Annotated in this window: 29 protein-coding genes and 1 pseudogene; 18 read left to right on the top strand and 12 right to left on the bottom strand. The window is 42.5% G+C overall.

Going from position 1 to position 26,999, the window contains the following annotated elements; genetic code table 11:
• Positions 1–24 precede the first annotated feature (24 nt).
• The 4 genes and pseudogenes from F0232_RS04640 to F0232_RS04650 all read left to right on the top strand — a co-directional run bounded on the left by F0232_RS04640 (position 25) and on the right by F0232_RS04650 (position 4,315).
• Positions 25–486 (top strand): isoprenylcysteine carboxylmethyltransferase family protein, encoded by a 462-nt coding sequence (locus F0232_RS04640; RefSeq protein ID WP_105057305.1) that lies wholly within the window; start codon positions 25–27, stop codon positions 484–486.
• A 149-nt stretch (positions 487–635) separates the two neighbouring features.
• Positions 636–2,267, top strand: a complete 1,632-nt coding sequence (locus F0232_RS04645) for a trypsin-like serine protease (protein WP_105057852.1) — start codon at positions 636–638, stop codon at positions 2,265–2,267.
• Between the two features lie 121 nt (positions 2,268–2,388).
• Positions 2,389–2,511 (top strand): annotated as a pseudogene (locus F0232_RS25240) (isoprenylcysteine carboxylmethyltransferase family protein); the annotation flags it as partial.
• A gap of 145 nt (positions 2,512–2,656) precedes the next feature.
• Positions 2,657–4,315 (top strand): trypsin-like serine protease, encoded by a 1,659-nt coding sequence (locus F0232_RS04650; RefSeq protein ID WP_105057304.1) that lies wholly within the window; start codon positions 2,657–2,659, stop codon positions 4,313–4,315.
• Between the two features lie 94 nt (positions 4,316–4,409).
• Here F0232_RS04650 and F0232_RS04655 read toward each other — a convergent pair whose 3' ends face one another.
• The 6 genes from F0232_RS04655 to hutC all read right to left on the bottom strand — a co-directional run bounded on the left by F0232_RS04655 (position 4,410) and on the right by hutC (position 11,729).
• Entirely contained in the window at positions 4,410–5,135 is a 726-nt protein-coding gene (locus F0232_RS04655) for a DUF3581 domain-containing protein (RefSeq protein ID WP_105057303.1), read from the bottom strand.
• A 208-nt stretch (positions 5,136–5,343) separates the two neighbouring features.
• The gene (gene hutH, locus F0232_RS04660) at positions 5,344–6,876 is read right to left on the bottom strand and encodes a histidine ammonia-lyase (protein ID WP_105057302.1); all 1,533 of its coding nucleotides are present in this window, start codon (positions 6,874–6,876) and stop codon (positions 5,344–5,346) included.
• A 14-nt stretch (positions 6,877–6,890) separates the two neighbouring features.
• On the bottom strand, positions 6,891–8,585 hold the full coding sequence (gene hutU / locus F0232_RS04665) for a urocanate hydratase (RefSeq protein ID WP_061032740.1): 1,695 nt from the start codon (positions 8,583–8,585) through the stop codon (positions 6,891–6,893).
• Between the two features lie 60 nt (positions 8,586–8,645).
• Positions 8,646–9,671: a formimidoylglutamase gene (hutG, locus tag F0232_RS04670; RefSeq protein WP_061032739.1), complete on the bottom strand. Its 1,026-nt coding sequence runs from the start codon at positions 9,669–9,671 to the stop codon at positions 8,646–8,648.
• Positions 9,658–10,902: an imidazolonepropionase gene (gene hutI / locus F0232_RS04675; RefSeq protein ID WP_061032738.1), complete on the bottom strand. Its 1,245-nt coding sequence runs from the start codon at positions 10,900–10,902 to the stop codon at positions 9,658–9,660. Before hutI ends, hutG begins: the two co-directional genes overlap by 14 nt.
• Positions 10,903–11,015: 113 nt before the next feature.
• Positions 11,016–11,729 carry a histidine utilization repressor gene (gene hutC, locus F0232_RS04680; protein ID WP_061032737.1) on the bottom strand — a complete coding sequence of 238 codons (714 nt, stop codon included), beginning with the start codon at positions 11,727–11,729 and terminating at the stop codon, positions 11,016–11,018.
• Between the two features lie 177 nt (positions 11,730–11,906).
• Between hutC and F0232_RS04685 the strand changes: the two genes are divergently transcribed.
• Complete coding sequence (locus F0232_RS04685) at positions 11,907–12,650, top strand: sporulation protein (RefSeq protein ID WP_105057301.1); 744 nt, start codon at positions 11,907–11,909, stop codon at positions 12,648–12,650.
• 109 nt (positions 12,651–12,759) lie between these two features.
• Here the strand turns inward: F0232_RS04685 and F0232_RS04690 are convergent, their stop codons facing one another.
• Positions 12,760–13,692 carry a DUF3187 family protein gene (locus F0232_RS04690; protein ID WP_105057300.1) on the bottom strand — a complete coding sequence of 311 codons (933 nt, stop codon included), beginning with the start codon at positions 13,690–13,692 and terminating at the stop codon, positions 12,760–12,762.
• A 597-nt stretch (positions 13,693–14,289) separates the two neighbouring features.
• Here F0232_RS04690 and F0232_RS04695 point away from each other — a divergent pair.
• Genes F0232_RS04695 through F0232_RS04705 form a run of 3 tightly spaced genes read left to right on the top strand, consistent with a single transcriptional unit; the run spans position 14,290 to position 18,380 of the window.
• Entirely contained in the window at positions 14,290–15,492 is a 1,203-nt protein-coding gene (locus F0232_RS04695; RefSeq protein ID WP_105057299.1) for a site-specific integrase, read from the top strand.
• Positions 15,493–15,512: 20 nt separating this feature from the next.
• On the top strand, positions 15,513–16,619 hold the full coding sequence (locus F0232_RS04700; RefSeq protein ID WP_171750713.1) for a dsDNA nuclease domain-containing protein: 1,107 nt from the start codon (positions 15,513–15,515) through the stop codon (positions 16,617–16,619).
• A 9-nt stretch (positions 16,620–16,628) separates the two neighbouring features.
• Complete coding sequence (locus tag F0232_RS04705) at positions 16,629–18,380, top strand: hypothetical protein (protein ID WP_105057297.1); 1,752 nt, start codon at positions 16,629–16,631, stop codon at positions 18,378–18,380.
• A gap of 51 nt (positions 18,381–18,431) precedes the next feature.
• Here F0232_RS04705 and F0232_RS04710 read toward each other — a convergent pair whose 3' ends face one another.
• The 5 genes from F0232_RS04710 to F0232_RS04730 all read right to left on the bottom strand — a co-directional run bounded on the left by F0232_RS04710 (position 18,432) and on the right by F0232_RS04730 (position 20,618).
• A complete protein-coding gene (locus tag F0232_RS04710) occupies positions 18,432–18,632 on the bottom strand; it encodes an AlpA family transcriptional regulator (protein WP_105057296.1) in 201 nt (66 codons plus the stop codon).
• A gap of 81 nt (positions 18,633–18,713) precedes the next feature.
• A complete protein-coding gene (locus F0232_RS04715) occupies positions 18,714–19,094 on the bottom strand; it encodes a hypothetical protein (protein WP_105057295.1) in 381 nt (126 codons plus the stop codon).
• On the bottom strand, positions 19,091–19,345 hold the full coding sequence (locus F0232_RS04720; protein WP_105057294.1) for a hypothetical protein: 255 nt from the start codon (positions 19,343–19,345) through the stop codon (positions 19,091–19,093). Before F0232_RS04720 ends, F0232_RS04715 begins: the two co-directional genes overlap by 4 nt.
• A gap of 178 nt (positions 19,346–19,523) precedes the next feature.
• Complete coding sequence (locus F0232_RS04725; RefSeq protein WP_105057293.1) at positions 19,524–19,787, bottom strand: hypothetical protein; 264 nt, start codon at positions 19,785–19,787, stop codon at positions 19,524–19,526.
• Positions 19,788–19,955: 168 nt separating this feature from the next.
• Entirely contained in the window at positions 19,956–20,618 is a 663-nt protein-coding gene (locus F0232_RS04730; RefSeq protein ID WP_105057292.1) for a LexA family transcriptional regulator, read from the bottom strand.
• A 124-nt stretch (positions 20,619–20,742) separates the two neighbouring features.
• Here F0232_RS04730 and F0232_RS04735 point away from each other — a divergent pair, with 124 nt between their 5' ends.
• The 10 genes from F0232_RS04735 to F0232_RS04780 all read left to right on the top strand — a co-directional run bounded on the left by F0232_RS04735 (position 20,743) and on the right by F0232_RS04780 (position 26,998).
• Positions 20,743–20,937, top strand: a complete 195-nt coding sequence (locus tag F0232_RS04735; RefSeq protein WP_048617908.1) for a hypothetical protein — start codon at positions 20,743–20,745, stop codon at positions 20,935–20,937.
• A 70-nt stretch (positions 20,938–21,007) separates the two neighbouring features.
• Positions 21,008–21,556, top strand: a complete 549-nt coding sequence (locus F0232_RS04740) for a toxin YdaT family protein (RefSeq protein ID WP_050650704.1) — start codon at positions 21,008–21,010, stop codon at positions 21,554–21,556.
• 262 nt (positions 21,557–21,818) lie between these two features.
• Complete coding sequence (locus F0232_RS04745; RefSeq protein ID WP_105057851.1) at positions 21,819–22,634, top strand: hypothetical protein; 816 nt, start codon at positions 21,819–21,821, stop codon at positions 22,632–22,634.
• Positions 22,621–23,040, top strand: a complete 420-nt coding sequence (locus F0232_RS04750) for a hypothetical protein (protein ID WP_105057291.1) — start codon at positions 22,621–22,623, stop codon at positions 23,038–23,040. Before F0232_RS04745 ends, F0232_RS04750 begins: the two co-directional genes overlap by 14 nt.
• Complete coding sequence (locus F0232_RS04755) at positions 23,040–23,624, top strand: hypothetical protein (RefSeq protein ID WP_171750714.1); 585 nt, start codon at positions 23,040–23,042, stop codon at positions 23,622–23,624. Before F0232_RS04750 ends, F0232_RS04755 begins: the two co-directional genes overlap by 1 nt.
• Before the next feature lie 248 nt (positions 23,625–23,872).
• A complete protein-coding gene (locus F0232_RS04760) occupies positions 23,873–24,217 on the top strand; it encodes a hypothetical protein (RefSeq protein ID WP_105057289.1) in 345 nt (114 codons plus the stop codon).
• 234 nt (positions 24,218–24,451) lie between these two features.
• Positions 24,452–24,784 carry a hypothetical protein gene (locus F0232_RS04765; RefSeq protein WP_253821935.1) on the top strand — a complete coding sequence of 111 codons (333 nt, stop codon included), beginning with the start codon at positions 24,452–24,454 and terminating at the stop codon, positions 24,782–24,784.
• An 88-nt stretch (positions 24,785–24,872) separates the two neighbouring features.
• Positions 24,873–25,331: a hypothetical protein gene (locus F0232_RS04770; protein WP_171750715.1), complete on the top strand. Its 459-nt coding sequence runs from the start codon at positions 24,873–24,875 to the stop codon at positions 25,329–25,331.
• A gap of 1 nt (position 25,332) precedes the next feature.
• Positions 25,333–26,442 carry a hypothetical protein gene (locus F0232_RS04775; protein WP_105057286.1) on the top strand — a complete coding sequence of 370 codons (1,110 nt, stop codon included), beginning with the start codon at positions 25,333–25,335 and terminating at the stop codon, positions 26,440–26,442.
• 226 nt (positions 26,443–26,668) lie between these two features.
• Positions 26,669–26,998, top strand: coding sequence for a hypothetical protein (locus tag F0232_RS04780; protein ID WP_171750716.1), 330 nt, complete (start codon positions 26,669–26,671; stop codon positions 26,996–26,998).
• Position 26,999 lies beyond the last annotated feature (1 nt).

A 26,999-nucleotide genomic window follows, 5' to 3' on the forward strand; every position in this document is an offset into this window, starting at 1 on the left:
ATGGAATTGTTAATAAGGAAAGCTATGAAATTTCTTGAGTTGAAAGTCCCACCAGTTGCTCTGTTTATATTGGTTTTAGTCGCCTCTTATTTCAGTGCGCAACAGTTGAGTACAGGTGCGATAGGGATGCCGTTTAAGTTCATCATTCTTGGTGTCGGAATCGTTTTGAGCGGCGTTATTGGATTATCTGGCATTTGGGAGTTTCGAAAACAGAAAACTACCGTTAATCCAATTAAAGTCGAAACCGCTTCTACCGTCGTTGATAGCGGGATTTTTGGATACACGCGAAACCCAATGTATCTAGGCCTTTTCATCTTACTGTTCTGCTTTGGCTATTTCTTCCAAAATATTTTCAGCGTCTTGTTGAGTTTTGCCTTTGTCATCTACATGAATCAGTTCCAAATCAAACCAGAAGAGCGAGCACTAGAGCAATTATTCGGTGCTGAATATGTTGATTACAAACAAAAGGTTAGACGTTGGGTTTAACAAACCTCGTTAAAACAAACCTACAGGATAAGAATTGTTATCATTTAATCGATACCTATCACACTTCATTATGATTTTGGTTTTATATCTATCTTTTATAAAATAGCCTGTCAGCATTATTAATATAAATAAAAGGCTAGGTAATGAAAATTGTTCAGACTAAATGGTTGTCATTAGGCTTCTGTGTAGTGGGTCTGTCCTCAACATCGGCGTTGGCAGATGTTTCAGCTCGAATTATAAACGGTAAAGAAGCAACACAAGGGAATTGGCCATTTATGGCTGCACTAGTCTCAAGAAACGTGAACGCTTATGACGGTCAGTTTTGTGGTGCGAGCTTCATTGGCGAGAGATATGTCCTTACGGCTGCTCACTGTGTAGACGGTAATGGTCGTGAAGATCTCGATGTGGTGATTGGTGTATCCAACCTCTCTGCCTCTCAAGCTGCACAGCATAGATACGCGGTTGAGAATATTTATGTACATCAATACTATAACTCTGTAGTTACAGGCAATGATATAGCGATTATCGAGCTCGTCGATAAGCCATCGGAGTCTGTGGTTAATCTCGTTGATGGTTATGTTCGAGGTAACCTGAATGATGGTCAGATGCTAACGGTGATGGGATGGGGGGATCAGGACGCATCAGATGGATATGCATCTAAGAGTGAACTGTACCAAGTCAACGTTCCTTTAGTTAACCAGTACCAATGTAATAGTGTTCCTCACAGTGGCTATGCCTTTATTGGCAGTGATGCATTCTGTGCTGGGTACAGTGATGGTGGTTATGACTCTTGTCAGGGTGACAGTGGTGGCCCAATCGTCGTTTCGACAAATGGAACATATGAGCAACTGGGCATTGTAAGCTGGGGTAAAGGCTGTGCACAGGCCAACGCCTACGGAGTCTATACCAATATTAGCTATTTTGATGATTGGATTAATGAGCAGAAAGCAGGGTTTAGTTATCGTCAAATAGAAATGCTAGGTGCAAGATTATTGGCGCCTATCTCACATACTTTTGAATTTACCAACAAGTCTGATCAAAATATCGAAGTAAATCATGTTTCTCCAATTTCTTATTACGACACCGTTATAACTGACAACGGATGTAGCACTTTAACAGCAGGACAAAGCTGTGAAGTAGTGGTGAGTTATAACCTGAACTCAATTGGCGAACATGAGTTTGGCATTAATGTTGATACTGATTCACTATTGGGCACGGTCACATCAAAGGCTTCTGTGATAGGAGCGAGATCTGTAACGAATACTGTGGACTCTCATGTGAGTGTTCCAAACAGTGGTGTTTACAGCACACAAGCGTGGGGTACCGAAGGATCAACAATCGTCTCTCCATCAATAGGTAGCAGCGAATCGACCATGTTGGTTGTAGAGGGGATACCTACCGGTACAGTCTCTTTCGATGTGACGGTATCGTCTGAATTGGATCATGATTACATTGAGCTCTATATTAACGGTCAAGAGTTCGACAAAGAATCAGGTCAGCTGTCTGGTTCAGTGAACTTGCCGATGGTGAGGGATTCCAACAACAGCCTTATGATTAAATATGTGAAAGATGGCTCGATTTCTTACGGGGATGACAGAGTTACGATTAAAAACTTTGCTTATACCGATGAAATAAAGATATCTAAATCAGAGGGTACGCAGAATGCGAAAAGCTCAGGTAGCAGTGGCGGTTCTCTGGCTTGGCATTGGTTATTTGTGCTTTTAGGCGGTGCGATCGTACGTAAGTCATTTTCACCACTGAAGATGAAAGGTGATCAGTAAACTATACTACTGACGTTAACTTAAGACTGATAGCCAACCTATCACCTTTAGTTAAACGCGAAAGCCCAGCATGATGAAATCAGCTGGGCTTTATTGATCTGAATTCACGGTTATAGCTACCATCAATTTCCGTTTCTAACGTGGTATCAATCAGTTCCAAATCAAACCAGAAGAGCGAGCACTAGAGCAATTATTCGGTGCAGAATATGTTGATTACAAACAAAAAGTTAGGCGTTGGGTGTGATTTGTTCTGTGGGGTAATGAGTTAACCAACCACTAATATCAGTTCCGTTTTCAAGGTAAGCCATATTTTGGCGTACTCACCATTTATATTTATTTTTTATCAAATAACCTGCCCGCCATTATTAAAACAAATGAAAGGTTAGGTAATGAAAGTTATCCAGACAAAATGGCTGCCATTAAGTATTTATGCGGTTGGCCTCTCTTCAATGCCGGTATTGGCAGATATCTCCCCTCAAATTATCAACGGTAACGAAGCGACAAAAGGTAGTTGGCCATTCATGGTCGCACTTGTTTCAAAAAACATGGACGCCTACGAAGGGCAGTTCTGCGGTGCAAGTTTTATTGGTGAGCGATATGTACTCACAGCAGCGCACTGTATCGAAGCAAGCAGTAGCCAAGATTTTGAGGTTGTCATTGGTCTCTCTGATCTTTCTTCGCCTGACGTAGAGAAGCACCGCTATTCCGTCGAGCAAGTTTATGCTCATGAAAGCTATACTCAAGAGCCTGCGAGTCATGATATTGCCATTATTGAGCTTAGTGATAAGCCCATGGAATCTGCGGTTGACCTAGTCGATGGTTATGTCCGTGATAACTTGAGTGCAGGTCAGATGCTAACCGTCATAGGTTGGGGCGACCAGAATTCGTCGCAAGAGCAATACTCATCCACGAGCCAGTTGCAGCAAGTGAATGTTCCGTTAGTTAGTCAGCGAGATTGTAACCTTGGTCAAGGAGATGGATATTCAGATATTGGTGCTGATGCTTTTTGTGCTGGCTACAAAGAAGGCGGCCGCGATTCATGTAGTGGGGATAGCGGTGGCCCAATCATGTTGTCCACCAACAACGGTCACTATGAACAGCTAGGTCTTGTGAGTTGGGGAGAAGGTTGCGCACAGCCAGAGGCATACGGTGTTTACACCAACATAAGCCACTTTGCTGACTGGATAGGTAAGAAGACGGCAGGCTTTAGTTACCAAACTAAAGTGATGCTAGGCGCTCGACCTTTGGGTCCAATTGAACACAAGTTTGAATTTACGAACAAATCCGATCAAGAGATTAACGTAACCGACGTATCTTTGGCTACCGGTACAAACGATCCTATAACCTACAATGGTAGTGCGATTATAAAGAGCAATAGTTGTGCGACGTTATCACCGAATGAAGGCTGTGATGTGGTTGTAAGCTACAACATAGACTCAGTGGGTAACCATGATTTTGGTATCAAGGTGTCAACCGACTCACTAGCGGGTGTAGTGACGTCAAAGGCATATGTTATTGGCGCGAATGAGGTTTCTAATACGGTGAATTCACTCGTCACGATACCTAAGAATGCAGTCTACAGCACAGAAGCTTGGGATGTTGAAGGGGATACGATAGCGTCACCGGATATTGGTAATAGCCAGTCCACCGCATTCATTGTCGACGGGATCCCAGCTGGTACCGTATCTTTGGATCTCACCGTCTTTTCTGAAGAAGATCGTGACTACATGGAGATCTACATTAACGGCTTTGAAGTTGGCGCTTTTGCAGGCCTATTATCTGGCACTGTTGAACTGCCAATGGCGAGAGCTAAAGACAATAGCTTCATGATTGCGTACAGCAAAGATGAGGTGGGTTCTGCAGGGCATGACAGAGTGACCATTAAGAACTTTGCTTATAGTAATGAGATTAAGGAGCTAAGCTTGGTGGAAGATCCAACTACCAAAAAGACAGGCGGTTCAATGGGTTGGTATTGGCTGGCAATGCTGTTGGGTGGCACGATGATGCGTAAGTCACTTTCGTTATCGAAGAGGAAAGGTACTCAGTAAATAACTGCGACTTATACCAATATATATTGTCTAGAATGAAAAAAGCCCAGCTTGAGGATATCAAGCTGGGCTTTTTAATTCTGTGTTGGCTTACTTAAGCGGCAGCCGCGAACTGAGCTAGAAACATCTCTTTGCGCTCGTTGAAGCGGTTTACTAGGTCGTCTACAGAAGCTTGGTCGTATGGCTTAAGGCCGCTTGCTACCATGCGCTTCACGCCTTTACCGACTACTTCGCCATCTTCTTTGAAATCGAAGTTCAGGGTCACGATGCCGCGCTTGCCTTCAACGTCAAAAGTCGCACCAGAGAATTCAACTTCTGGGTGAGAAAGGTCTAGGCGAGTAAACTCAACTTCCATGCTCTCGTAAATAACAAGAGGACGTTGGCAGTTGATCATCATTTGTTGCTCTTCCATAAGAGGAACCATGATGTGAGGGAAGTTCATACCAGAGAACTTAACGTAGTTCGTTACTACGTGCTCGATGAATGCTTGATCGTGGCTCTTCTCACCTTCACAAGACATGTGTAGGTACTCTTTACCATTTGCATCGATAAGTGAGCTCTCTTTTTCACTCTTGTTATCAACGCTTAACGCAATACCGTTACCAACCATACCTGAAAAATCAAAACGCATTTTTTGGCTGATGCCTTCTTTTTGCAGAAGAACCGCAAATAAAAGATCGCCAGGAACACAGAAGCGCTTGTTGTCTTCATCGTGAATTGGGTTGAAATCGCCAGCTACTTTTTTAGCAAAGTGGCTTGCTTGTTCACGAGTGAATTGAAATTGATTGTCTTCAGTAGAAAAGTAAGGTGTCAGAAACATAGTATCGCTATTAGTCATCAAATCTGGGGTGGATTATAGCTAACTAACTTCGATCTAATGGTCTATCCAGTTAACTTTGCTTATATATCAGTCAATTAGATAGATACGTTGGATGGTATGTGGCAGTTTTACAGGGGATATGGTGACTGGCTCAATGCAACAGGGGCTAATCGATAGCCCTTGTTTATATGACGTGTTATTTCACGACTTAAAAGCTACACAAAATACCTTCAGGCATTAAGTGGTTGTGCACAGACAATTTGAGCAATAAGTTAGCTTGCTCGATGTCCGGTGCGAAGTAGCGGTCTTTGTCGTAGAAGCTGACTTTTTCACGCAGGATCTGTTTCGCTTCTTCTACTCGAGGTGAAGAGAGGTTTGGCGCTCTAAAATCCAACCCTTGCGCTGCTGCTAAATACTCAACTGCCAAGATTCCACGAGTGTTCTCTGCCATGTCACGAAGACGACGACCAGCAAAGGTTGCCATAGAGACATGATCTTCTTGGTTAGCGGACGTTGGCAAACTGTCTACAGAAGCTGGATGAGCCAGTGTTTTGTTCTCACTAGCTAGTGCTGCTGAGGTAACCTGAGCAATCATAAAGCCAGAGTTAACGCCGCCATTGTCGACTAAGAACGGTGGAAGTTTACTTAGCGCGCTATCAATCAGCAGTGCCATTCGACGCTCTGACAAACTACCGATTTCAGCAATGGCTAAGGCTAGGTTATCTGCGGCCATAGCAACGGGTTCTGCGTGGAAGTTACCACCCGAAATGATGTCACCATCGTCCGCAAAGACCAGTGGGTTGTCCGATACGGAATTCGCTTCAACCATCAGTGTTTCTGCTGAGTTGCGGATCTGCTGTAGACACGCGCCCATCACTTGAGGCTGGCAACGCAGTGAGTAAGGGTCTTGAACCTTTTCACAACAAGTGTGTGATTCACCAATCTCACTCTTCTGGTCAAGCAGATGACGGTAAGCAAGCGCAGCGTCCATTTGTCCACGGTGACCACGAACGCGGTGAATACGAGGATCAAATGGGCGGCGGCTACCTAGCGCAGCTTCAACTGACATAGCGCCACATACTGTCGCAGACGCGAACAAGTCTTCTGCTGCGAATAGGCCTTCTAAGGCGAATGCGGTGGATGCTTGCGTACCGTTGAGTAGCGCTAAACCTTCTTTAGGAGCGAGTGTAATTGGCTCTAGCCCTGCGATCTTCATTGCTTCCAAACCAGTAATGATTTTACCGTTGTGACGAGCTTGGCCTTCACCAAGTAGAACGGTACTCATGTGGGCTAGGGGAGCGAGGTCGCCAGATGCACCTACTGAGCCTTTTTGTGGCACACAAGGGTAAACCTGCGCGTTCACTAGATCGATCAGGGCATTGATCACCTTGAGTCGAATACCTGAGTAGCCACGAGACAAGCTGTTAATCTTGAGCACCATCATTAAGCGCACGGTTTCGTCAGACATGAATTTGCCGATGCCTGCTGCGTGAGACAGCACGATACTTTTCTGCAGAACTTCGAGATCTTCTGGGGCGATCTTGGTGTTCGCCAGTAAGCCAAAGCCCGTGTTGATGCCATAAACAGTGCGGTCTTCAGCAATCACTTGTTCTACAACCTGCATACTCGCTTCAATATCTGGAATAGCAGCAGAGTCGAGTGACAGATTCACAGGGCTACGACTAATCTTGCGAAGTTCAGATAGGCCTAGAAGTCCTGGTTTCAGTAATAAATTCAACATGTTTTCTCCAGACATTAAAGGCGACGAAGTTCTTCGTTTAGCATAGGTAAATCAAGTTTCTGTTCTTTCGCACACTGCTTAGCAATGTCGTAACCCGCATCAGCATGACGCATAACGCCTGTCGCTGGATCATTGTGAAGTACGCGAGCAATACGTTGCGATGCATCTTCCGAACCGTCACAACAAATCACCATACCTGAGTGTTGCGAGAAGCCCATACCAACGCCGCCACCATGGTGTAAAGAAACCCAAGTTGCGCCGCCTGCAGTGTTTAGCAGTGCATTCAATAGAGGCCAATCTGAAACGGCATCTGAACCATCCATCATGCCTTCTGTTTCACGGTTCGGGCTGGCAACCGAACCTGAATCTAGGTGGTCACGACCGATAACCACTGGTGCTTTTAGTTCACCATTTTTCACCATTTCATTGAAGGCTTGACCCAAGCGTTCGCGATCTTTCAAACCTACCCAGCAGATACGTGCAGGTAGACCTTGGAACTGAATGCGTTCACGCGCCATGTCTAGCCAGTTATGCAGGTGAGGGTTGTCTGGAATCAGTTCTTTTACTTTTTGGTCTGTTTTGTAGATGTCTTCTGGGTCGCCAGAAAGGGCTGCCCAACGGAATGGACCGATGCCTTCGCAGAACAGTGGACGAATATAAGCAGGAACGAAACCCGGGAAATCAAACGCGTTTTCTACGCCTTCTTCCAGTGCCATTTGGCGAATGTTGTTGCCGTAGTCCACGGTTGCAGCGCCGCGATATTGCAGGTCTAGCATCGCTTGAACTTGAATCGCCATGGACTGCTTAGCTGCCTTAACGACCTTCGCTTCATCAATAGTGCGCTCTTGTGCGGCTTTCTCCATCGTCCAACCTTGTGGCAAATAGCCGTTCAGAGGGTCATGGGCAGAGGTTTGGTCAGTAACGACATCTGGCGTGATGTTGCGCTTTACTAACTCAGGGAACACATCCGCAGCGTTACCCAACAGACCAACAGAAATAGGTGTGTCAGACTCTTTAATGATAGCCATCGCTTCATCTAAGCTGGTGGCTTTCTTGTCTACATAACCAGTACGCAGACGGTAATCGATTCGTGATTCATCACACTCAACCGCAATCATTGAGAAGCCAGCCATGGTAGCAGCAAGAGGTTGAGCGCCACCCATGCCGCCAAGGCCACCTGTAAGTACCCATTTGCCTTTTGCTTCGCCTTGGAAGTGTTTCTTCGCGATAGCGACAAAGGTTTCGTAAGTACCTTGAACGATGCCTTGTGAACCGATGTAGATCCAGCTACCTGCGGTCATTTGGCCGTACATCATCAAGCCTTCTTTATCGAGCTCGTTGAAATGTTCCCAGTTTGCCCAGTGTGGAACAAGGTTCGAGTTAGCGATTAACACGCGAGGTGCGTTTTTATGAGTCGGGAACACGCCTACAGGTTTACCAGACTGAACAAGTAATGTTTGGTCGTCTTCTAAACGCTCTAATACTTCAACAATCTTGTCGTAACATCTCCAATCACGTGCTGCACGACCAATACCGCCATACACAACCAGTGCATGTGGGTGTTCTGCCACATCAGGATCTAGGTTGTTCATTAGCATACGAAGGGGTGCTTCTGTTAACCAAGATTTTGCGCGCAAAGTGGTGCCATGAGGTGCGCGAATTTCGCGAGTCGTGTCGAGACGAGGGTCACTGTTGTGGTGTTCCGTCATTTTGAAATTCCTTCTGTTTCACGTTATATCGTTGTAGTTGTATTTATCTATATAGCTGGCTTATTCACTGGCCATTGCACTGGCAATATCCCAACACAAACGAGCCGCCAATCGAGCCGTTTGGCCGTCGACGTCGTAGTCTGGGTTATATTCCGCAATGTCCGCGATAATGAGTTTCTCACTGTGTTTAAAAATCTGTTCTAGGAAAGGCGCGAGCGCTTCATAGCTAACGCCTCTTGCCGCAGGGGCGCTGACACCCGGTGCAGTTGCCGCTGGGAAGACATCGAGATCAATAGTGAGATAGAGGTAATCACACTCAGCCATGAATTTTTGCAACTTAACCAGTTGGGCAACTTGGTTTACTTGGGTGATATCGCGATCATGTTCGTACCACACACCAAGTTGGTCGGCTTTGTTGAAAAGCGCTTTGGTATTGCTGGCGGCACTTACACCGAGACACGCGTAATGAAATGGCCACTGATGTGTGTGGCAGTATTCGCTAATCTGATTAAAGGGTGTGCCTGAGCTTGGTTTGACGTCAGCGATGTCGCTTTCAAATTCACGAAGGTCAAAGTGAGCATCAAAGTTAACGATGCCTATCTTAGGTTTGTGATCTGATTGAGTTCTGTGAAGATGCTCAGCTAGGCCTTGGAAAGAAGCCCAAGCGACTTCGTGACCGCCGCCAAGGGTAATCACTTTGCTGGTGGATAGCGCATTGGCAATCACAGTAGCGCACTGCTTCTGGCTCACTTCTAATTGATCATCGTTACATTCGATATCGCCAAGATCAGCAATGCGTGTATCACAGTGCCAAGCCATATTAGCTAACGCTTGGCGAATCAAATTAGGTGCTTGTTTTGCGCCAACACGTCCTTTATTTCTTGCCACTCCGGCATCGCTAGCAAAGCCAACCAAGGCAACAGCGTTGTCAGTAAGCCCTTCATTTAAAACATTACTTTGTACTTGCGTGGTAATGTGATGAACACGAGTACCGAGCTCACCATCTTCAAGGTCATTACGCCCCGTCCACACAAAGTTGTGAGTGGTGGATACTGTATTAGTGCAGCTGGATTTAGATTGAGTCATGACAGACCTCGCCATTAACAATGCGCTTATGCAGGTGAGGAACACCAACTTGATAGCTTAAGTCGGCAGGGTGCTCGATATTCCAGATAGCCAAATCAGCAGAGTAACCCACTTCAATTTTGCCTCTGTTTTGCGACTCGCCAATGGCAGCGGCGGCATGGCAAGTTACCCCACGTAATGCTTCTTCTGGGGTTGTACCAAATAGGGTGCAGCTCATGTTCATCATCAGCGTTAAGTCCGCAAAGGGGGAAGTGCCGGGGTTTAAGTCGGTCGCGATTGCCATTGGGATGTTGTGCTCGCGAAGTAGGGCAATAGGTGGCTGTTGAGTCTCTTTCAAAAAGTAGAAAGCGCCCGGTAATAAGGTAGCGACAGTACCTGATTCCGCCAGTGCTTTTACTCCGGTTTCATCTAGGTACTCAACATGATCAACAGACAGAGCACCGTATTTCGCGGCAAGCGCACTGCCGCCCATGTTAGAAAGCTGCTCTGTGTGGCCTTTGATCGCTAGCCCATGTTCTTTAGCAGCCGCAAATACACGCTCAGTTTGTTCTAGGTTGAAGCCGATCGATTCACAGAATACGTCGACTGCGTCGGCTAGCCCTTGCTCTGCGGCTTTAGGGATGATCTCTTGGCATACCAGATCAACGTAACGATCGGGCTGTTCTTTATATTCTGGTGGTACAGCATGTGCTGCAAGGAGTGTGGTGGTGATTTTAATACGACGGTGGTTTTCTAAGGCTTTAGCAGCACGTAACATCTTGAGTTCATCATCAAGCGTTAAACCATAGCCAGACTTTACTTCAACGCTGGTGACACCACTTCTTAGCAGGCCGTCTAATCTAGGCAGCGCCTTCTCAACCAGTTCGGCTTCTTGTGCGGCTCGTGTCGCCGTTACCGTCGCTAAAATACCACCGCCTTGTTTTGCGATGTCGGTGTAGGAGACACCATTTAACCGTTGTTCAAATTCATTGGCACGATTACCAGCAAACACCAGATGAGTGTGGCAATCAATCAGCCCAGGGGTAACGAGCTTGTTTTTGCAGTCGTAGATGATGTGATCAACAGAGCGGCTAACACTCGCCGTTTCACAATGAAGTGACTCATCGCTTGAGTGTGACAGGGATACGATCTTACCGTTCTCGATAACGATATCTTGCGGGGAAGAAGGTTGATAACCGTCAGCTCCCGAGCTCATCGAGACCACTCGTGCATTTTTGAGGATCAAATTCATAATCACCTAGATCTTTGCTAAACAATAAATGTATATACAAATAAATAGGATAAATACTGACCCGAATCAAGTTGATGTTGCAAAAATGTGATCGGCGATCAGGATGATATTCTTTAATCTAAAACGATCTTAGAGCTTAATTTGTACTTAGAGCCAGGGTGGTAGAGTAATGCAAAGCTGATAAGGCGTTCCTTGCTCCATGTTCTTCTATTAAGAAGCAAGCAAGGTTCTGATTCCGTTAGCTTTAGTGCTTGGCGGATGTTGGAGTCTGGAATGATGGCTTCGACCGTGTGTTCAATCGCACTCAACGGGCAACTTTTGGAAAGGTATTCATTCGGTGTTGAGGTTGAAAAATCTTGTTTTAAGTATTGGGGAGCCGCTTGTGAGTTTACCCAGCGAGCTTCTAGCTGTATCGGTGTGTTGTCGGCGAAGTGGATGATTTCACTATAGAAGACTTCCGCATTGATCATCACACCTAACCGTGTAGCGGTGCTTTCATCAGCCTTGATACTGTCGTGTTTGATCACTTGGCTTGTGTAAGTTTGGCCACGGTCTTTGATCTCTTGTGCGATGTTGTTGATATCAAGTAGGGGAGATTGCGCTTTTTCCTCTGGCTCACACACAAAAGTGCCCAGTCTTGGTTTCCGAATTAGCTTGCCTTCAGACACAAGATCTCGAATGGCTTTATTCACCGTCATTCTACTCACGTTGAACTGCTCTGTGAGTTCGAGTTCGGTGGTGATTTGATAGCCAACCGGCCAATGACCATTGCTGATCTTATCGTCTATGAACTGTTTTATTTGCAGGTAGAGCGGCGCTTTCGACATAATGAAACCTTATTTGACTATACAAATAGAGTAACGGATTTTTTCACGATTTCAACATTTCCTCAGAGGATGTGAGCTTGTTCAACATAGATAGCGCAAATGTCTTGATTCTGTGGGGCAAGTGTCGCAAATTGTCAACACGCCCCAGTTAATCAAATAATTACAAAGAGAAAGGATATGTTTAAGAAATTAAAGGCCTCGCTAGGCATAGGTGCAGCTAAGGTCGATACCGTCTTAGATAATATTGAAGTTTTCCAAGGTGGCGAGTTGTCTGGCAACGTTCACATCATTGGTGGCGATGTTGAGCAACAAATCGACATGATTAACTTGGTTCTCAACACAGAAGTGAAAGTAGAAACAGAAGACAGCACCAGCTACGAAACCTTTTCACTTGGTCGTATTCAAGCTGTAGAGCCGTTTGTGATTCAACCCGGTGAAACTAAGTTGGTGCCATTTCGTCTTAAATTGAATGATGAGACGCCAGTAACGGCATTGAATGCAAAAATGAACCAGTGCCATGTTTGGGTAGAAACCAACTTAGATATCGGCTTCGCGATTGACCCTAAAGACCGTGATTTCATCTCTGTTCACCCATTACCAACAGTCGCGAAAATCATTCAAGGTGTTGAAGCTTCGGGCATGGCAATGGTGAAAGCAGACGTAGAGAAGGGCTACTTGAAAGGTAACACCTTCGCTTCACGTTCGGGGTGCTACCAAGAGATTGAATTTCGTAGTGGTGGCTTCATGAATAACAAAGAAATCGAGCTGTCATTCATCGTAGATGGTTCTGTGGTTCACTGCTTAGCCGAAATTGACCGTTCACTGAGCTTCCGCGGTGACCAATACATCTCGTTCACTCTGCCTGCGAACGCGGCTGACTCTGACATTCGCAATGCCGTTTCAAGAATCATGAGTGCGTAGTTGCCTCTCTGTTAGTCGTCGCTCTCTCCATTAATAGTGACAGTACAACTTCAAAGCCGAACTTAACTGTTCGGCTTTTTTGATTCTATTGTCTCTAATTAAATAAGATCTACCACTGATGCCGATAAGCCAATTGAAAGGCCACATCGGTCGAGTTGTCCATATTGAAGATGTTCTCGATGATGGAGACCTCGAGTGCCGAGCGTTTCATCACATAGCGATAGCCAAACATCATTTCATTGGCAGCTTCTGATAACTCTGTTTCCCCATAATCAGCGCCTTCATACCACCGGTATTCTATGTGCAATTCGTGGTTTTCAATGAGCGTTAGCTGATAGCCTCCCAGCCAAGACCATGTAACCTTTTTATGTATAAAGCTGTTCTCTGATTCTCGATTAGACTGGTTCGCAAAGCCGAAGCTCGAATAGAAGGTATTGATATCGAGTTGGTATGCATAGTTGAGTTGAGCGCTTTGTTCTGTGCTGCTTCCTTTAAATGCTCCGTTACTGACGTTGTTGTGGTAAAGCGAGACACCAACAGATAATCCATGGTTCTCTTTCTCTATGATTTGGTATTGGGTGTAGAGCGTCAAAGCGCTGGTCAGTGTGTCGCCAGAAAAGTCTCGGATGCTGATATCGTGCTCTGGAGCATAGATGTCGAATTGATGTCTGGCTTTTCGCTCTCGTCCGGCTTGGTCGATGCTAAACAGTTCATGGAAGTTGATGGTGATTTTGTCGAGGTGATTGTTGGCGGCGAAAAGCCAACGGTAATTCAGTTCTACTTGCCAGTCTGAGGTTAATTGCCATCGTAGCCCTGTTTGAAGTTGGTTTTGATAATAATCTAAATGATAGTCGCGGGAGTTAGCCCAGATACTGGCGGCTGTTAAAGAGGTAAACAACTCGAGTTTATCCTCTTCGAGTGCGAAACCAGAGCGAAGCATTGGAGTGAGTCGAACGGATTGCAGTGGCGCTTGGGTATAACTGATTAAGGGGCCGTAATCCTTATTGGCCCAAGCGCTCGGTACGCAGGCCGTTGTGAGCATTATGAAGGGCAGGGGTGATGTGAGCGATAGAAAAGCCCTTCGTTTTCCCATACACACCTCATCCTTATTTCGGCACACCTATATAGCTTAGTTCGAAATGAATAAACCGAAATAGCTAAATTGATTTGGCTCATTGTGAAAGGCGCTTCAAATTGTGGAAGCATAATAGAAGCGATTCGAGTCTGCATAAGCTGGGTAGCAAAGGGCGACAGAAGTGTAGGGAGATCTCCTCCGTCATTGTTATTTCATATTATTTCGTTACAATGCTCTGATACCCACGAGCGAGGCATCTGTATTTGCTTCTCCGTGGGTATATTTATTATGCATATATCCCCAATCAGCGTACTAGTTGATTGAAAGACATATATTAAACATTTTCATGTGTTGCTTGGTGTGCCTCAAGACGTGAATTTCCCTTCTTATTGCAATTCCTATTTACCATTCATACCCCTTGATCTAATCCTTTCAATACAATCGCTTAACAAAAAGAACGTCATTCAAAATATTTGGTGGATAGTAGCTCATAATGATTAGAATACACTTGCATTCATATTGGATTTGTACCAAATTTGTACCAAATATTTTTGGTGTAAATGAATGGCAATTACAGATGCTTGGCTAAGAGCCACACAAGGTAAGCCTTACAAAGGGCAACCCGAAGTTACCCATAGGGATGGCTTAGGCGTGCGTGTGAGCCCGAAAGGTAAAGTGACCTGGGTTTACCGCGTTACTTATCTAGGTAAAGCCATAAAAATGAAGCTTGGCGAGTACCCAGCTATGAAAATGCGCGATGCATTGCGCGAGCGTGAAAAGAAAGCTGAGCTCGTTATCTTAGGCATTGACCCAAGAATAGGCATCAACCCTTCAGATAAAGCTCTACCAAGTACAGTCGATGACCTAATTGACTATTGGGTTGAACACCATGGCAAACACAACGTAAAGCAGTGGCAAGCACTAGAGAAGATGTTTAGAACAGACATCAGTCCATATTTAGGCCAACGCCAAGCCAAACACCTCGAACTGACCGATTACATGCCAGTATTTCAAAAGGCTAAGATTCGCGTGAGTGCCAAGCATTCAGCAAACCTTATGTCGCGCTTTAAACAAGTGCTGTCTTATGCTGTTCGTCACGGTTTACTCAAATACAACATGCTTGCAGAAGTAAAAAAAACCGATGTAGGTGCACCAACAGACACCAAAAAGAGCAAGCAGACAGAAGCTGGCGTTAAAGCACTATGGAAAGCTATTGACGACATAGGTGTGCATGAGAGCAACAAAAACTTCCTGCGCCTAATGATGATATTTGCCAATCGTAGTAACGAGCTGCGTTTAGCGAAGAAGCAAGACTTCGATTTAGAGGCACTTGTGTGGACAGTACCAGCAGAAAACAACAAGATCAGGAAAAAGCAGGGCGGGGCAATTCGACGAGCGATTCCACCATTGGCAGAAGAAGTCATTCGCAATCAGTTCGCCATTTATCCTGATCTTGAAATTATGTTCCCACCCGTAAGAGTAGAAGCCGATAGGCCAATGTCTGAAAACCAGCCTGTAGAGTTTGGCCGTAAGTTAGCTGATGCGATAGAGGCGGCAGGTTTCCCTAGGACAACCAATCACGACATGCGAAGAACAGCTCGCAATATATGGGAAGCTATGGGTGTTCCTTTTCATGTGGCTGAAACCATGCTTGGGCACAAGGTGCACAGAGGGGTACAGAGCCACTATCTTGATTATGACTATCTAGAAGAGCAGGTAAATGCGTATGATCTTTGGACTCGAACCTTACTTTGTGCGTTCAAGTAAATACTTTGGAGAATCACTCATTGACTAAGAAAAAAGCGGCCAACTCCGGTGTAGTTGCTCTCAGTGGTTATGAATTCCAGAGAAATTGCGCATTGTTTTTACTGTTAGATAACTATGACTCTTTTAAGGATAAAGACTATTTTTTGTGCATAGAGCATTATGATGATTTCTTGTTTTGTTATAGAACCGCAGACTCTACGCAAGTTGAAAAGATTGAAGCATACCAAGCCAAGAAAAAAACGGGTGCTTTATGGACGATAGATTCAGCTATGGGAGAGGTTTTGGGCAAGATGCTTGAGGCTGGGCATGATCTTAAAAATGATCCTATTCCTAAGTCACCAGATTATGTACAAGAACTAACTTTTATCTCAAATACTGAGCAAGATTACTTTTACAATCCTAAAAAAGCTGAAATGGAACAAGGCAAAATTGCTCAGAAGGTGCTGATCAGCGAGGCAAATGAACTCATCAAATTTGATGAATTGCCACTGGATATACAAGAGAAGGCATGTAATTATATACAGTGTTTTTATGAAAAGTATGACCTGGATGATCATCAAGATGGTCTTTGCGATGTTCGATTCCAGTTTATTGAGTTGCAAAAGACTCCTCAAAGGCAAAAAGAAGCGCTGTACGGTCTGATGCAGAACAAGTTTCCACATATAGTTGATTCAAAGGCGGCTGTAGATGTGCTTTTGGAGCTTTTTCGAAATGTCGAGTATACATACAACCAAGGAAATGACGTCCAACTAATGGATACTTCTAAGAGAGTTGAAGGGCATGAGATTGGCAATACTTTGGTGATTCTTGACGAGAAACAGAAAACCTATGACTTTTGGAGGGATTTTTCCGCTGATTTTTCGAAACAGGTTAGTTTCCCTATAAAGGTTGTTTTGAAACCAGAGCAGCATATTTCAGATACGTTTGAGTTGCTAAAAGATATGAATAATTTCTCATACCAAGTAATAAAAAGCTATGTAAAAACTCATGACTACATGTCAAAAGGAACCTTGGGGGAGATGTTTAATGATTACTTAATTGATATTAAGAAATCACATCATACGAACTTAAGTGACGCAGATATTCTGTTGGCTATTTTATGCTCATTTGTAGAGCACTACTGCTAGGTTGTTACTATGATAATTAACTTTGAAAGTCTTTTTGTATTTACCGGAGATAAGAAGCTTTCTTTTTATGAGAGCTTTAATATTGGACCGAACCTGATTAGTGGGAGAAATACGTCAGGGAAAAGTACTCTTATGCAGAGCATGCTATATGCGTTCGGAATAAATGATGTAAAGGAAGGCCTGTACGAAATTCTATCCTATAATCCGACATTTAGGCTGGATTTTACAAAAAATTGGGGTCGAGTAAGTGAACGATATACACTTATTAGAGAAGCTGATGATTTGTATATCAAAGGTCCTGAGGGAACGACCATATTTTATGGTGTAGATTTTGATCACAGTGCTGAACATGTAAAACTGAAGAAGTACTTAAGTGAACAGTTTGGCTTTAATCTAATGTTAGAGCAAAATGGTGAGCTTAAGCATGCTCCTCTAGAGAGTATGTTTTTACCATATTATGTATCTCAGTCTGTAGGGTGGGTTTATGTTCGTGAGTCGTTCTCGAATCTCAATTACTACAAAGGCTTTAGTGAAGATTACTTAGATTATTACTTAGGTATTACTAATGATTTTGATCGAGTAGAACACCGTAGATTAACCAAAGTGAAGGACACCCTTTCTTCAGATATCAATAACCTTGCTAGGTACAGTAAAAAAGCTGACTTTAAGTTTTCTTGCTTAGTAGATGAAAAGTTTGGTGAGGATGCGAACGACTACCTCGTAGACTATCAAATTGTGATGCAGAACTTAATCGCTGAGCGAAACTCACATACTAAGTTAAGCAATGAAATCTCATTACTTCAAAATCATAAAAGTATTCTTAGAAGAACGAAAAATAATATTAAGAAGCAGAAGTTTGATGGAGTAGATAGATGTCCTTCTTGTACTCAAGTCTTATCCTACTCTTTGGAAGGGTTATACAGTCATTATCAGAAAGTAAATGATACAGAAAAACTTGAGGAAACAATCAAAGGCAAGTTGAAGAATAAGCAATCTGCCTTGAACACGGCTGATAAAAAAATAAGAAAATTAGAGGCTGAGATATTATCTACTTATGGTGAGTTGTTAGAGATCAAATTTGAAGGTGTTACTTTTGATGAGTGGCTTGAGAATAAAACGGATGTAAAGTTATATGCTCATATTCAAGCAGAAGTCAAAGAGCTAAGAGTTAAGCTTGATAAAGCAAAGGGCGAACTTAGTGCTATGAAAACGGAAGAGGAGACGTTAGTTGAGCGACGAGTTAAAGAGCGTAACTTTTCAACTCTCTTTAATAGCTACTTAAGAGAACTTAAGTTGAGGCCACTTAAGGAGAAGCGTTATTCAGAGCTCTATCGAATAAATTCATTCCCATTCCAAGGGGTTGAGCTTCATAAAACTGTTATGGCGTACCACTTTGCCCTTAATAAATTGATTGAAGCTACAGATAATATTCATCGCCTTCCATTTTTATTAGATGCTGTATTGAAAGAAGATATTGACCAGACTAATTTGGATTTGATCCTTAAATTTATTGGGAGGAACGTCCCTAGTGATACCCAAAGTTTTATATCGATATCAGAGCATAAAGTTGAAGAGATCGTGACAGAAAGGGAAGAAAAACCATTTGAAGCGGTTAAAGTTAGCGAAGTGAATAGTAGTTATTTCGCTAATAAGGCTAAAGTTATATACATTGGCCAAGGAGAAGATGAGAGAAGTTTCTTTACTAAAATGAGTCAATATGATGAAGAAATGTTGATGGATACACTAGATATTGTGAGCTGATGGAATAAAGTGTACAAATAAAGGGAAGCGCTAGCTTCCCTTCTTAAGTTCTCAAATCATCCCGCGCTCTTTCGCCCATTCAATGAACTCTTTGTAAGGACGTTTTCCTCTCATGCCTTTTACTGCTTTTGGGAAGCCAAGGTCTTGAGTCCAACGCCACAGCGTAGGCTGGCTGATCCCAAGAGTTTCACGAACCTCTTTATCACTGATGAAAAAGCGTTGTGTTGCTAGGTTTATCGTTGAATTAATCATTTTAATTTCCTCTATTAACTGAACTTTTCATATAAAAAACATAAAACACCGCACAAATAACGGCATAGACGGTGAAACTGATCATTGGGCAACTCCTTTTGCTGGTGGCATAATTCGTACTCGGTTCGTGGTGTGCCAACACATAGCATCACCATTAAACAAACCGCCTTGGCGTAACTTAGCGCAGCCTTGTGGTAGCTGTTCACCACATTTACCGCAGCAACCCAAATCGCTTTCTATCTTGGGCATCTCGGCATGAATACGATGAATAAGCGACTGCAAAGCTTCAACTTGGGTGTAAGGTTCCCTTGGGTAAGCGAAGAACTGGCATATATCAATAAGCTTTGTGATTTCATTGGGTGATAACGTCACTCGGATATCTTTATTGCGACTGGTTTTACGCTTACCCCTTAGGCGCTTGGCGCGAGCTGCTGCTTGTTTGCGTTTACGTTCCTTAGTCATTTTGCAGCTTTTCGCTTTCGAGCGGTGGCCTTCTTTTTTACTGGGGCAAGTAACTGACGAGCTTTTGCTAAACAAAAGTCGAAACACTTTCCACAACGGCCTCCGAACGAAGCGGTGGTTCGGTAGGTCTCAATCGCGAAATTACATGAACGAGTTGCTTCGTGGTGTTCGTAGCCTTCACCAAGTAAGATTTGATGAATCTTTTTATGGATAAACTCTTCCTGAGAGTTTCGAAGTAGGGGAGTCGTCATTACACAAAGTTCCTTTGGTTTCTGGGTGAAACCTGGCAATCAGTCTAAGTACTTGAAATTGGTGGTCAGCCAGTTATATACTGATTGCGAGGTCTAGGTTTGGTTATCTAAGTCTCATTGCACAAAGTAAGCCCTTATTGGTTTGGTCACCGATAGGGGTTTTCTCTTTTTCAGCCTTTCAAAATCTCATTTCATTCAATTTAGTGCTCAATTGGTCAGAAAGAGCGTTGAATTGATGGATCGTTTGGGCGTCTTCTTTTCCTACGCTTACTTCCAAATTTTCACACTTATCGCTTAGCTGAATGAGTTGTTCTAGATCGTCATAAAATGGATCGCTTTTTGGCATCTTTGCTAGGTAATGTTCGAAGCTCGTTCTATGTAATTGAATAGCTTTAGCGCCTTCTAGAGTTTTGTTGATGTCTGTAACAGATAAATACGTCATGGGTTTTCCTTTTTACTTTAGGTACATTGTTATTTATCGAAATGTACATTTAAGGTACTTATTATATTTGTCCTTGTAAAGTACATTTTTTGTGTTTTATTTGAATTTTACGAATTTAAGGTACAAAAAAGCCGCTATTGTGAGCGGCTTTCTTTGAGTGATTCTTTGCTACAAGTTCATAATGACTTGTTTTACATAGCCGACTATTCGGCAATTCCCACTGATTGGGATAGGGTCATATTTGGGATTCAGTGGGACCAAAAACTTATGTGGACCATCAATCTCTAGCTTTTTAATCGTTGCCTCTGGAGCATCATTAAGTGTCGCTACGACAATCTTTCCATTATCAGGGCAGTTGCATGGTTCAACTACTACAATGGAGCCTGCTGGTATCGACGGGGAACCGTGTGGATTGGTCATAGAGTTGCCCGTAACACGCATGGCAAAGGCTTCCTCACTGATATTGCTTGAGGTTGTTTGCCAGTCTAAATCCTCGTAAATAATGTCTTTAGAGTCGATTTTACCCCAAGAACCTGCTTGCACATGACTAAGAATAGGTACTCGTCTAGTTTGTGTTGAAGTGAATTGCGTCGACGCTTCTTTTAGCTCATCTTCAGTATGATCTGTATCTAACCAACCTTCTGGCATGTTGAAAGATTTCTCTATGTGCCGAGCAATTTTTGGCCCAATAGCACGTGTTGCGCCTTTTCCCATAAATCGACTGGCTTGAGTTGTAGAACGGTCAATTTTGTCTGCAAATGCCGTAGTACCACCAACTTTTTGAGCGAGAGCTCGTGCATTTTCTCTTCTAATATCTTCTGCAGTTTTCATTACATCTACCTGAGCATTTTTAACTACTTAGAACATGTTGTTACTTTAAAGTCTTGTTCCTAAAAGGTACATATCCTTGAAGGTACGTTTTGTTTGTGTATTATGTACCTAAGAGGTGCTTAATATGTATAAAGAATACTGGTGTCAGTTATCTGATACGCAAAGAAAATCTATGGCTAAGAAGCTAAAAACAAGTACAGGGTACTTACGTTTGGTGATTACTGGACACAAAATCCCAGGGGCTGCATTAGCAAAAAACTTACATGACATAACCAATGGAGAGGTCGATAAACATCAACTGAGGCCAGATATTTTCTAACATCATATTAAATTTTTTAGGTTAAGGCTGATCACCAACATTCTGGATAAACAACCAGTAAGGAATAACCATGCAACCTAGTTTAAAAAGCGTTATGCATAACGCGGTAGTCGCTTGGCGAAGTGACGCGACGAAAGAACAAATTGCAGAATACATTTCTCGTTTCTATCACAAGATGAAAATCTACGAGGAGGAAGACTGCCAAAGGGAACATCTTCTCAAAGTGCCGTCGGCTTTCAACAATCCAAACAACACTCAAAATTTATTTCGTTATGTCAGCAGAACAAGCACAGAGGCCAAAGCTAACGTGATGGATTTGTTGCCTGCAATTATTGCAGCAATGCCCAAAGCTAGGGCAACGGCTGCACTGAATCAGTTCTTAAACCCGCTTGGGTATTCAGTTGCTGCTATTGGTTCCAGTCAAACCATGGCGAACCGTGACCAACTACTCGCCGATTTTAGCAAAGAGTCATCTGAAGCACTCCGCTCGATACTTTTACTTGGTGAACATGCCACGTCTGACCAACTTCGTGATGCTTACCGAGAGCTACAAGAGAGCGCCGGCTCTCACGAGCCGTTACTTCAATACTTAGAAACATTGATGGCGCAAAAAGGCTGACCACCTGAATGCATTTAATAACCACGCGAATTAACAAAACAAGAGAACTTTGTGCAATGAGTCTTTCTTATCAAAATTACCACGGCCAAATGCTGTGGATAGCAAACAACGGCAATTGTCGTTATGTGGTGTCGCGCAATAAAGCGAAGCAAATCCTACAAACCATGAAGGCGAGGGCGGTTAAATGATCGAATTTTTAGATAGGCCCATCGCTTTTCATCGGCCATTCGTCAAGTTGGGTATCGGCATTACGGGCGCATTAATGCTAAGCCAAGCGATTTATTGGAGCCGAAGAACCAATGCTTCCGGTTACTTCTATAAAACTCAGGCCGAGTGGGAAGATGAAACTGGAATGACACGGCGCGAGCTAGACACTGCACGAAAAAAACTGCGTGATTTAGGCATTCTTGAAGAGAAAAAACAGGGTGTTCCGTGCCGTATTTTTTACAAAATCAATGAGCCAAATCTGGTTGCACAATTGCGCCATTCTAGTTTGGCGGAATGCGCCAAGCAGTGTAGTACAAATGCGCCAACCTGTGCTGCACAAAAGCGCCAAACTAAAACAGAGACTACACAGAGACTACCAGAGACTACTAACAATAAAGATCATGTGTCTGTGGTTGAATCTTGCTTTGATCGGCTTTGGGCCGCATACCCAACCAAGAAATCGAAGAAGAATTCGTTAGCAAAATTCAAAAGTATCGTGACAGCGCAAAGTGAACCTCCGGAAGTGTTCACCGAGATGCTCTGTCGAGATGTAGAAACTCGTGTGGCCAATCGACAGTTTGGTTTCGATAAGCTGCACCTAACGACTTACTTGAATCAAGAACGATGGAACGACGACCATGAAAAGACTCGAACAAGCCAGACTGCACCAAAAAATCGAGTCGAGCAATACAACGCAGAGTTGCTCGAACGATACGGACACACTGCCACATCGATTGGGCGACAAGGTAATTCTTTTGAATCTGGAAGATTGGATCCAAGTCAAATTTGTGGAGGCTTACGGGACGAAATGGCCGTATCAGGCACTACCATCGACTTGGACTCAAGCGATTACAACGATGTCGGTCAGTGAGATTCGTCGTGCAGTCAATCAGGCTTTGTTGGAAGGGGGGGGATGGCCACCAAGCTTGCCAGAGTTTGTGTCTATGGGACGTGAAGAGTTGGTTGATATTGACGAGGCATTTATTCGAATGCTGCGTTGTGAACCCAAGGGGGATATCGAGTACTGGACATCGCAAGAGGTGGGTTTTGTTTGTCGAGGCCTGCTAAGCGAACGTGAGGCTAGAGTGAAGTTCCGAAAAACGTTGAAGAAGTACGCAGATAAAGCCAAGGATGGCTCGCTCCCCTCAAGGAACGCGATGCGTTTGACCGATAAATCTAAGGTCAAACCACTTAATGAGATTGAGCGCCCTAATCCTAAGAAGTTTCGAAAGAACTCGGTATTTGCAAGGGTCGCAGCTCTAGGAGCGAGGGCATAATGCAAATTGAAAAGCTCTTGGCAAAGTTCAATGTAAAAGGGATCACCTACGACCTCTGTTCTGGCGGTAAGGGGGGACTTTCTCAGGATGAGCAGCTGGCAATCGTTGGTCTAGCCTGGAAGGAAGCACCAGTAGGTTTTTTGGTGTTATTCGTTGAATATTTGCAAGATAGACCTGCACTTAAAAAGCTTTACCAAACCACCTTACAGGAAGCCAACACGCTGATGGATACATGGCGCGGTCCATATCCCGATAGAGCATTGGAAGCGTTAGTCAGGACAGCTATTGCAGAAGCGACCCAGCAGTTTGGCCAAGTCTGCCCTGAATGTGATGGTAGCGGTAAGTACATTGCGAAGAATCGAGCAAGAAGAACTTGCCCATGCTGTGATGGTGGCCGCATAGGCTGGACGCAAGAAACCCGCTTCGCTTACTTCTGCCAAACTTTACCTGTTACCTTCTCACGATTTAAGAAGTACGAGTCGATTCTAGGAAAATTGGTTAAATGCCTGGTAGATAAGCGCAGTGCAGCCGTTTTAGCATTGCAGGGTAGGTACGATCAAGAAGAGCAGATGGTAAAGTACTAGCAGTTGAGGCGTAGAGCGTAAGGTTAACCCCAACCTATATAGTGAAATATGTTTTTTATAGTCACGGGGAATGTAATAAGTATATGAAATATAGGTTAATTTGGTGTATGATATTCACGTGACTAGTACTTTGGTTGCATATTGTGATTTGTATTTGTCAACTGTGACTTTACTAGTGAAAACCTGCTATTTTCTGTGGTTGACTTATGTGTTTTTTTATAACTACTTGTTTTATAAAGGTTATGTTGATGTTGTTTATCAGGTTTTTACTTTTGTTTTTTGCTATATATTCTCCATTTACAGTGGCGTTTGAACATCCAGCCCCATTTAAAATCAAAGCAATTTATGTATCTTCTCCTGAAAACTTTCATTTTAGGGTTATATCGGAACGACCAGATTCTTGGCATTGTCATAACGGGCCATTAAATCCAGCATGGTCATATATCAACAATTCTGACCCTGGTAGTAAAGCAATGATGTCTGCATTATTAACAGCTTACGCCGCTAATAAAACAGTTACGTTAGTAACTATAGGCGTAGATACTGATGTTGGTAGGAAATGCAAGATCATAGAGTTTCAAATTGGCGGCTAAAAATAGTGCATAAAGTTAATGTAGAGCGTTTCTTAATTAGCGTTGACTTCTATTTTTGCGAATTAGATTTCATCTAAATAGTTGTTCTTATGCAGAGTCGCTCCACACACTCTTAATTTATGTATACCTATGTGATCGGGTTTCTTTGTAAAATTATCTAGTTTTATATTTGTTTTAGTTGTGGCATAAGCCTCACTATTAAATCATTAACTGAAGGGAAATTTAAGGATTGAAATGAAAAGTTTTATAGCTCTTACTCTTGTCATAGCTGCGTTCTCTACTTCTGCAGCATCACAACATGGAAAGGTGATAGGTTATATTCCGTATTCTGTCGGAGATAAAGAGGTGATCATATTTAAAATCGAAAACAATGTTAGTAAAGGGTGTAATGTTACAGGACGCTTTGCTATGGACAGCTCTTCTCTTAGATATAAAGCAACATTATCTTCAATTATGTCAGCGTATCACTCCAAAACTCCTATCAGGGTCAATTATTTAGAAACTTGCAACTCTTGGGGTAATACCGCTGATGCGAATTTTGTTTGTATAGGAGATATAAATTGTTAATCAGAAACTCTACTTGGGTAATTGATTTTATCGAATTACCTATTAAATTAATAAATTAGATTTGAGTTGAGGGGGAGTTATCAGTTTAATGTTAAGTTTATTAGACAATATGTTTCTGATTTCACAAGTTACTTTAATACCTGCATTGTTCCTTTTGTGTTTTTTGATACTTAGGAAAGGGTTTAATGGATATCAAGTCTTTCTAACCTTACCTATTGTGATATTTTTCATAATATTGAATTTTTTTCCTTTTTTTGCAAGGGTTAATATTGTTGAAATATTAAATGAAAATGTTCTCATAATTGATGATGGTGGGCGCTTTAATAAAGATGAGTTAATAAGGGAGTTAAAAGGCCTACATTTCATAGCTAGTGAAAACTCACATCCTGTAGGTGATAGGATAACTATAAAAATAATTACTGATAAAAAAAGAAAAAAAATTTTTCTTTTAAAGGACTCATTTAAACCTGGGCGATACTGGTTGTATGACGAAGATTATAGATACAGCACAAAAAATAACATCGGATTTATAAATTTAAAGGAATGAAATGAAAATATTAATACTATTATTATTGGTGATTTCAACATCATCAATAGCGGGAGTATCAATAGATGGCAGGTTTGATGATTGGGAAAGTCTATCAAACGAGAAGGATTCATATTTTACTCAAGTGAAAAATGAAATTGATTATGTTCATATTGCTTTTTCTCAACCAAATAATTCGGGATATATTCCGATAATAAATGGAGATACGACATTCTTTATCCCTATTACTGGGGAAAGATTTGTTACATATTTAAAGTTTGGAGTTAATATTAGAACCGGAGGGTCCAATGACCATGATTCACAATCCGACTTGAAAATAACTCTTAATAATGGTGTTCCAGATTTTAAATTTATATCTTCAATTAATAATAACTATCTTAACGATATAAAATACAAGACTATCAATAATGATGGGTTGCAACTTACTGAAATTACAATACCTAAAAGATTATTTGGGAAACACACAAAATTTCAAGATGTAACAGTTATTAGTCAATATAAGAGTTCCATCTTCCCTAATTCATACAGTACTGATTCAAGGATTTCTTCTATGTCTAGAAAGATTAATAGTATGAAAGACTTTTCAGATTATACCATTACTGTAGGGGGGTCACTTTCTGGGTTTGGAGCTAATGCAGCTTTTGGGTTAGCAGCGGACGACTTTGGACTTGGAGGATATTTTGATACAACCGCGGGAGATACAGATTTTGGGATTTCTTTAGATGTTGGGCTTTTCCAGGGAGATGTAACGGACCTAAATGGTACCACTATAGGAGGTTCAGTGCCTACTGGGATTGGGCTGAAATATGAGCATCCGGTAACAGGCGATCCATCAGGCGCTGGTATAACGCTTTCTTTTGGAATCAAAGGAAATTATGTAGATGTGCCTGATATGCAAATAACATATGGTCAAGCAGGCTATATTATAACTAACGATGATGTTGTAGATATGTTCGAATCAAATTCTTCTGGAAATAACAATCAAGGTAATGATTGGAGCTCGGATAATGATTCCTGGGGACATGATGATGATCACGGGCCTAGTTATGGCGGCAATGATAACCATGATTGGTCACATGATGATGATGATAATGCAGGTTACTTTGGCTAGGATGTTGTAGCTATCGTTTGTTTAGTGTGGATTAAAAGAATTTTTCTATTTGGAATGTGACTTTTTATCGACTAAAAGTAAATAATCCACAGTTAATTTTCAGGGAATATTTTAATAATTTTCACCTGGGCTAATAACACTATTTACTTTAAGTATCTCCTTTTAGATGAGGCAGGAAGTTTGTCTTTCAAAAAGGTTAATAAAAATTAATCAAATTTAGGTAATTATGAAAAAATTATTTTTTTTATTATTTTTGTTTTCGAGATTATGCTCAGCAAGTGAAGCCAACCCTACTAAAATAACTCAGGTTTTATCAGGCCCTTCATTTGGTAAGCAAGTTCTAATCACCCTAGAAGAACAGCCTAAAGGAATACCAGCGTGTCATAGCAACCAATGGTATAATTATTTTTTTGATGGAACTACACCCGAAGGTAAAATTACTTTAAGCATGGTTCTAACAGCTTACGCCTCTCAAAAAAAAGTTTGGGTTGCCGGAATGGACAACTGCACATTAAGAGGTGGCGTTGAAAGTTTAAAACATATTGTACTAAAATAAA

The sequence above is a fragment of the Vibrio sp. T3Y01 genome (genome assembly GCF_013114525.1).
GTDB lineage: Bacteria > Pseudomonadota > Gammaproteobacteria > Enterobacterales > Vibrionaceae > Vibrio > Vibrio chagasii_B.

Coding starts and splice junctions, on each gene's coding strand:
- F0232_RS04650 (WP_105057304.1), top strand. CDS start 2,657: ATGAAAGTTATCCAGACAAAATGGCTGCCATTAAGTATTTATGCGGTT.
- F0232_RS04740 (WP_050650704.1), top strand. CDS start 21,008: ATGCAACCTAGTTTAAAAAGCGTTATGCATAACGCGGTAGTCGCTTGG.
- hutU (WP_061032740.1), bottom strand. CDS start 8,585: ATGACGGAACACCACAACAGTGACCCTCGTCTCGACACGACTCGCGAA.
- F0232_RS04765 (WP_253821935.1), top strand. CDS start 24,452: ATGAAAAGTTTTATAGCTCTTACTCTTGTCATAGCTGCGTTCTCTACT.
- F0232_RS04760 (WP_105057289.1), top strand. CDS start 23,873: ATGTTGTTTATCAGGTTTTTACTTTTGTTTTTTGCTATATATTCTCCA.
- F0232_RS04755 (WP_171750714.1), top strand. CDS start 23,040: ATGCAAATTGAAAAGCTCTTGGCAAAGTTCAATGTAAAAGGGATCACC.
- F0232_RS04715 (WP_105057295.1), bottom strand. CDS start 19,094: ATGACTAAGGAACGTAAACGCAAACAAGCAGCAGCTCGCGCCAAGCGC.
- F0232_RS04640 (WP_105057305.1), top strand. CDS start 25: ATGAAATTTCTTGAGTTGAAAGTCCCACCAGTTGCTCTGTTTATATTG.
- F0232_RS04685 (WP_105057301.1), top strand. CDS start 11,907: ATGTTTAAGAAATTAAAGGCCTCGCTAGGCATAGGTGCAGCTAAGGTC.
- F0232_RS04735 (WP_048617908.1), top strand. CDS start 20,743: ATGTATAAAGAATACTGGTGTCAGTTATCTGATACGCAAAGAAAATCT.
- F0232_RS04720 (WP_105057294.1), bottom strand. CDS start 19,345: ATGACGACTCCCCTACTTCGAAACTCTCAGGAAGAGTTTATCCATAAA.
- hutC (WP_061032737.1), bottom strand. CDS start 11,729: ATGTCGAAAGCGCCGCTCTACCTGCAAATAAAACAGTTCATAGACGAT.
- F0232_RS04710 (WP_105057296.1), bottom strand. CDS start 18,632: ATGATTAATTCAACGATAAACCTAGCAACACAACGCTTTTTCATCAGT.
- F0232_RS04770 (WP_171750715.1), top strand. CDS start 24,873: ATGTTAAGTTTATTAGACAATATGTTTCTGATTTCACAAGTTACTTTA.
- F0232_RS04690 (WP_105057300.1), bottom strand. CDS start 13,692: ATGCTCACAACGGCCTGCGTACCGAGCGCTTGGGCCAATAAGGATTAC.
- F0232_RS04775 (WP_105057286.1), top strand. CDS start 25,333: ATGAAAATATTAATACTATTATTATTGGTGATTTCAACATCATCAATA.
- hutG (WP_061032739.1), bottom strand. CDS start 9,671: ATGACTCAATCTAAATCCAGCTGCACTAATACAGTATCCACCACTCAC.
- F0232_RS04725 (WP_105057293.1), bottom strand. CDS start 19,787: ATGACGTATTTATCTGTTACAGACATCAACAAAACTCTAGAAGGCGCT.
- F0232_RS04780 (WP_171750716.1), top strand. CDS start 26,669: ATGAAAAAATTATTTTTTTTATTATTTTTGTTTTCGAGATTATGCTCA.
- hutI (WP_061032738.1), bottom strand. CDS start 10,902: ATGAATTTGATCCTCAAAAATGCACGAGTGGTCTCGATGAGCTCGGGA.
- F0232_RS04655 (WP_105057303.1), bottom strand. CDS start 5,135: ATGTTTCTGACACCTTACTTTTCTACTGAAGACAATCAATTTCAATTC.
- F0232_RS04695 (WP_105057299.1), top strand. CDS start 14,290: ATGGCAATTACAGATGCTTGGCTAAGAGCCACACAAGGTAAGCCTTAC.
- F0232_RS04705 (WP_105057297.1), top strand. CDS start 16,629: ATGATAATTAACTTTGAAAGTCTTTTTGTATTTACCGGAGATAAGAAG.
- hutH (WP_105057302.1), bottom strand. CDS start 6,876: ATGTTGAATTTATTACTGAAACCAGGACTTCTAGGCCTATCTGAACTT.
- F0232_RS04745 (WP_105057851.1), top strand. CDS start 21,819: ATGCTAAGCCAAGCGATTTATTGGAGCCGAAGAACCAATGCTTCCGGT.
- F0232_RS04750 (WP_105057291.1), top strand. CDS start 22,621: ATGTCGGTCAGTGAGATTCGTCGTGCAGTCAATCAGGCTTTGTTGGAA.
- F0232_RS04730 (WP_105057292.1), bottom strand. CDS start 20,618: ATGAAAACTGCAGAAGATATTAGAAGAGAAAATGCACGAGCTCTCGCT.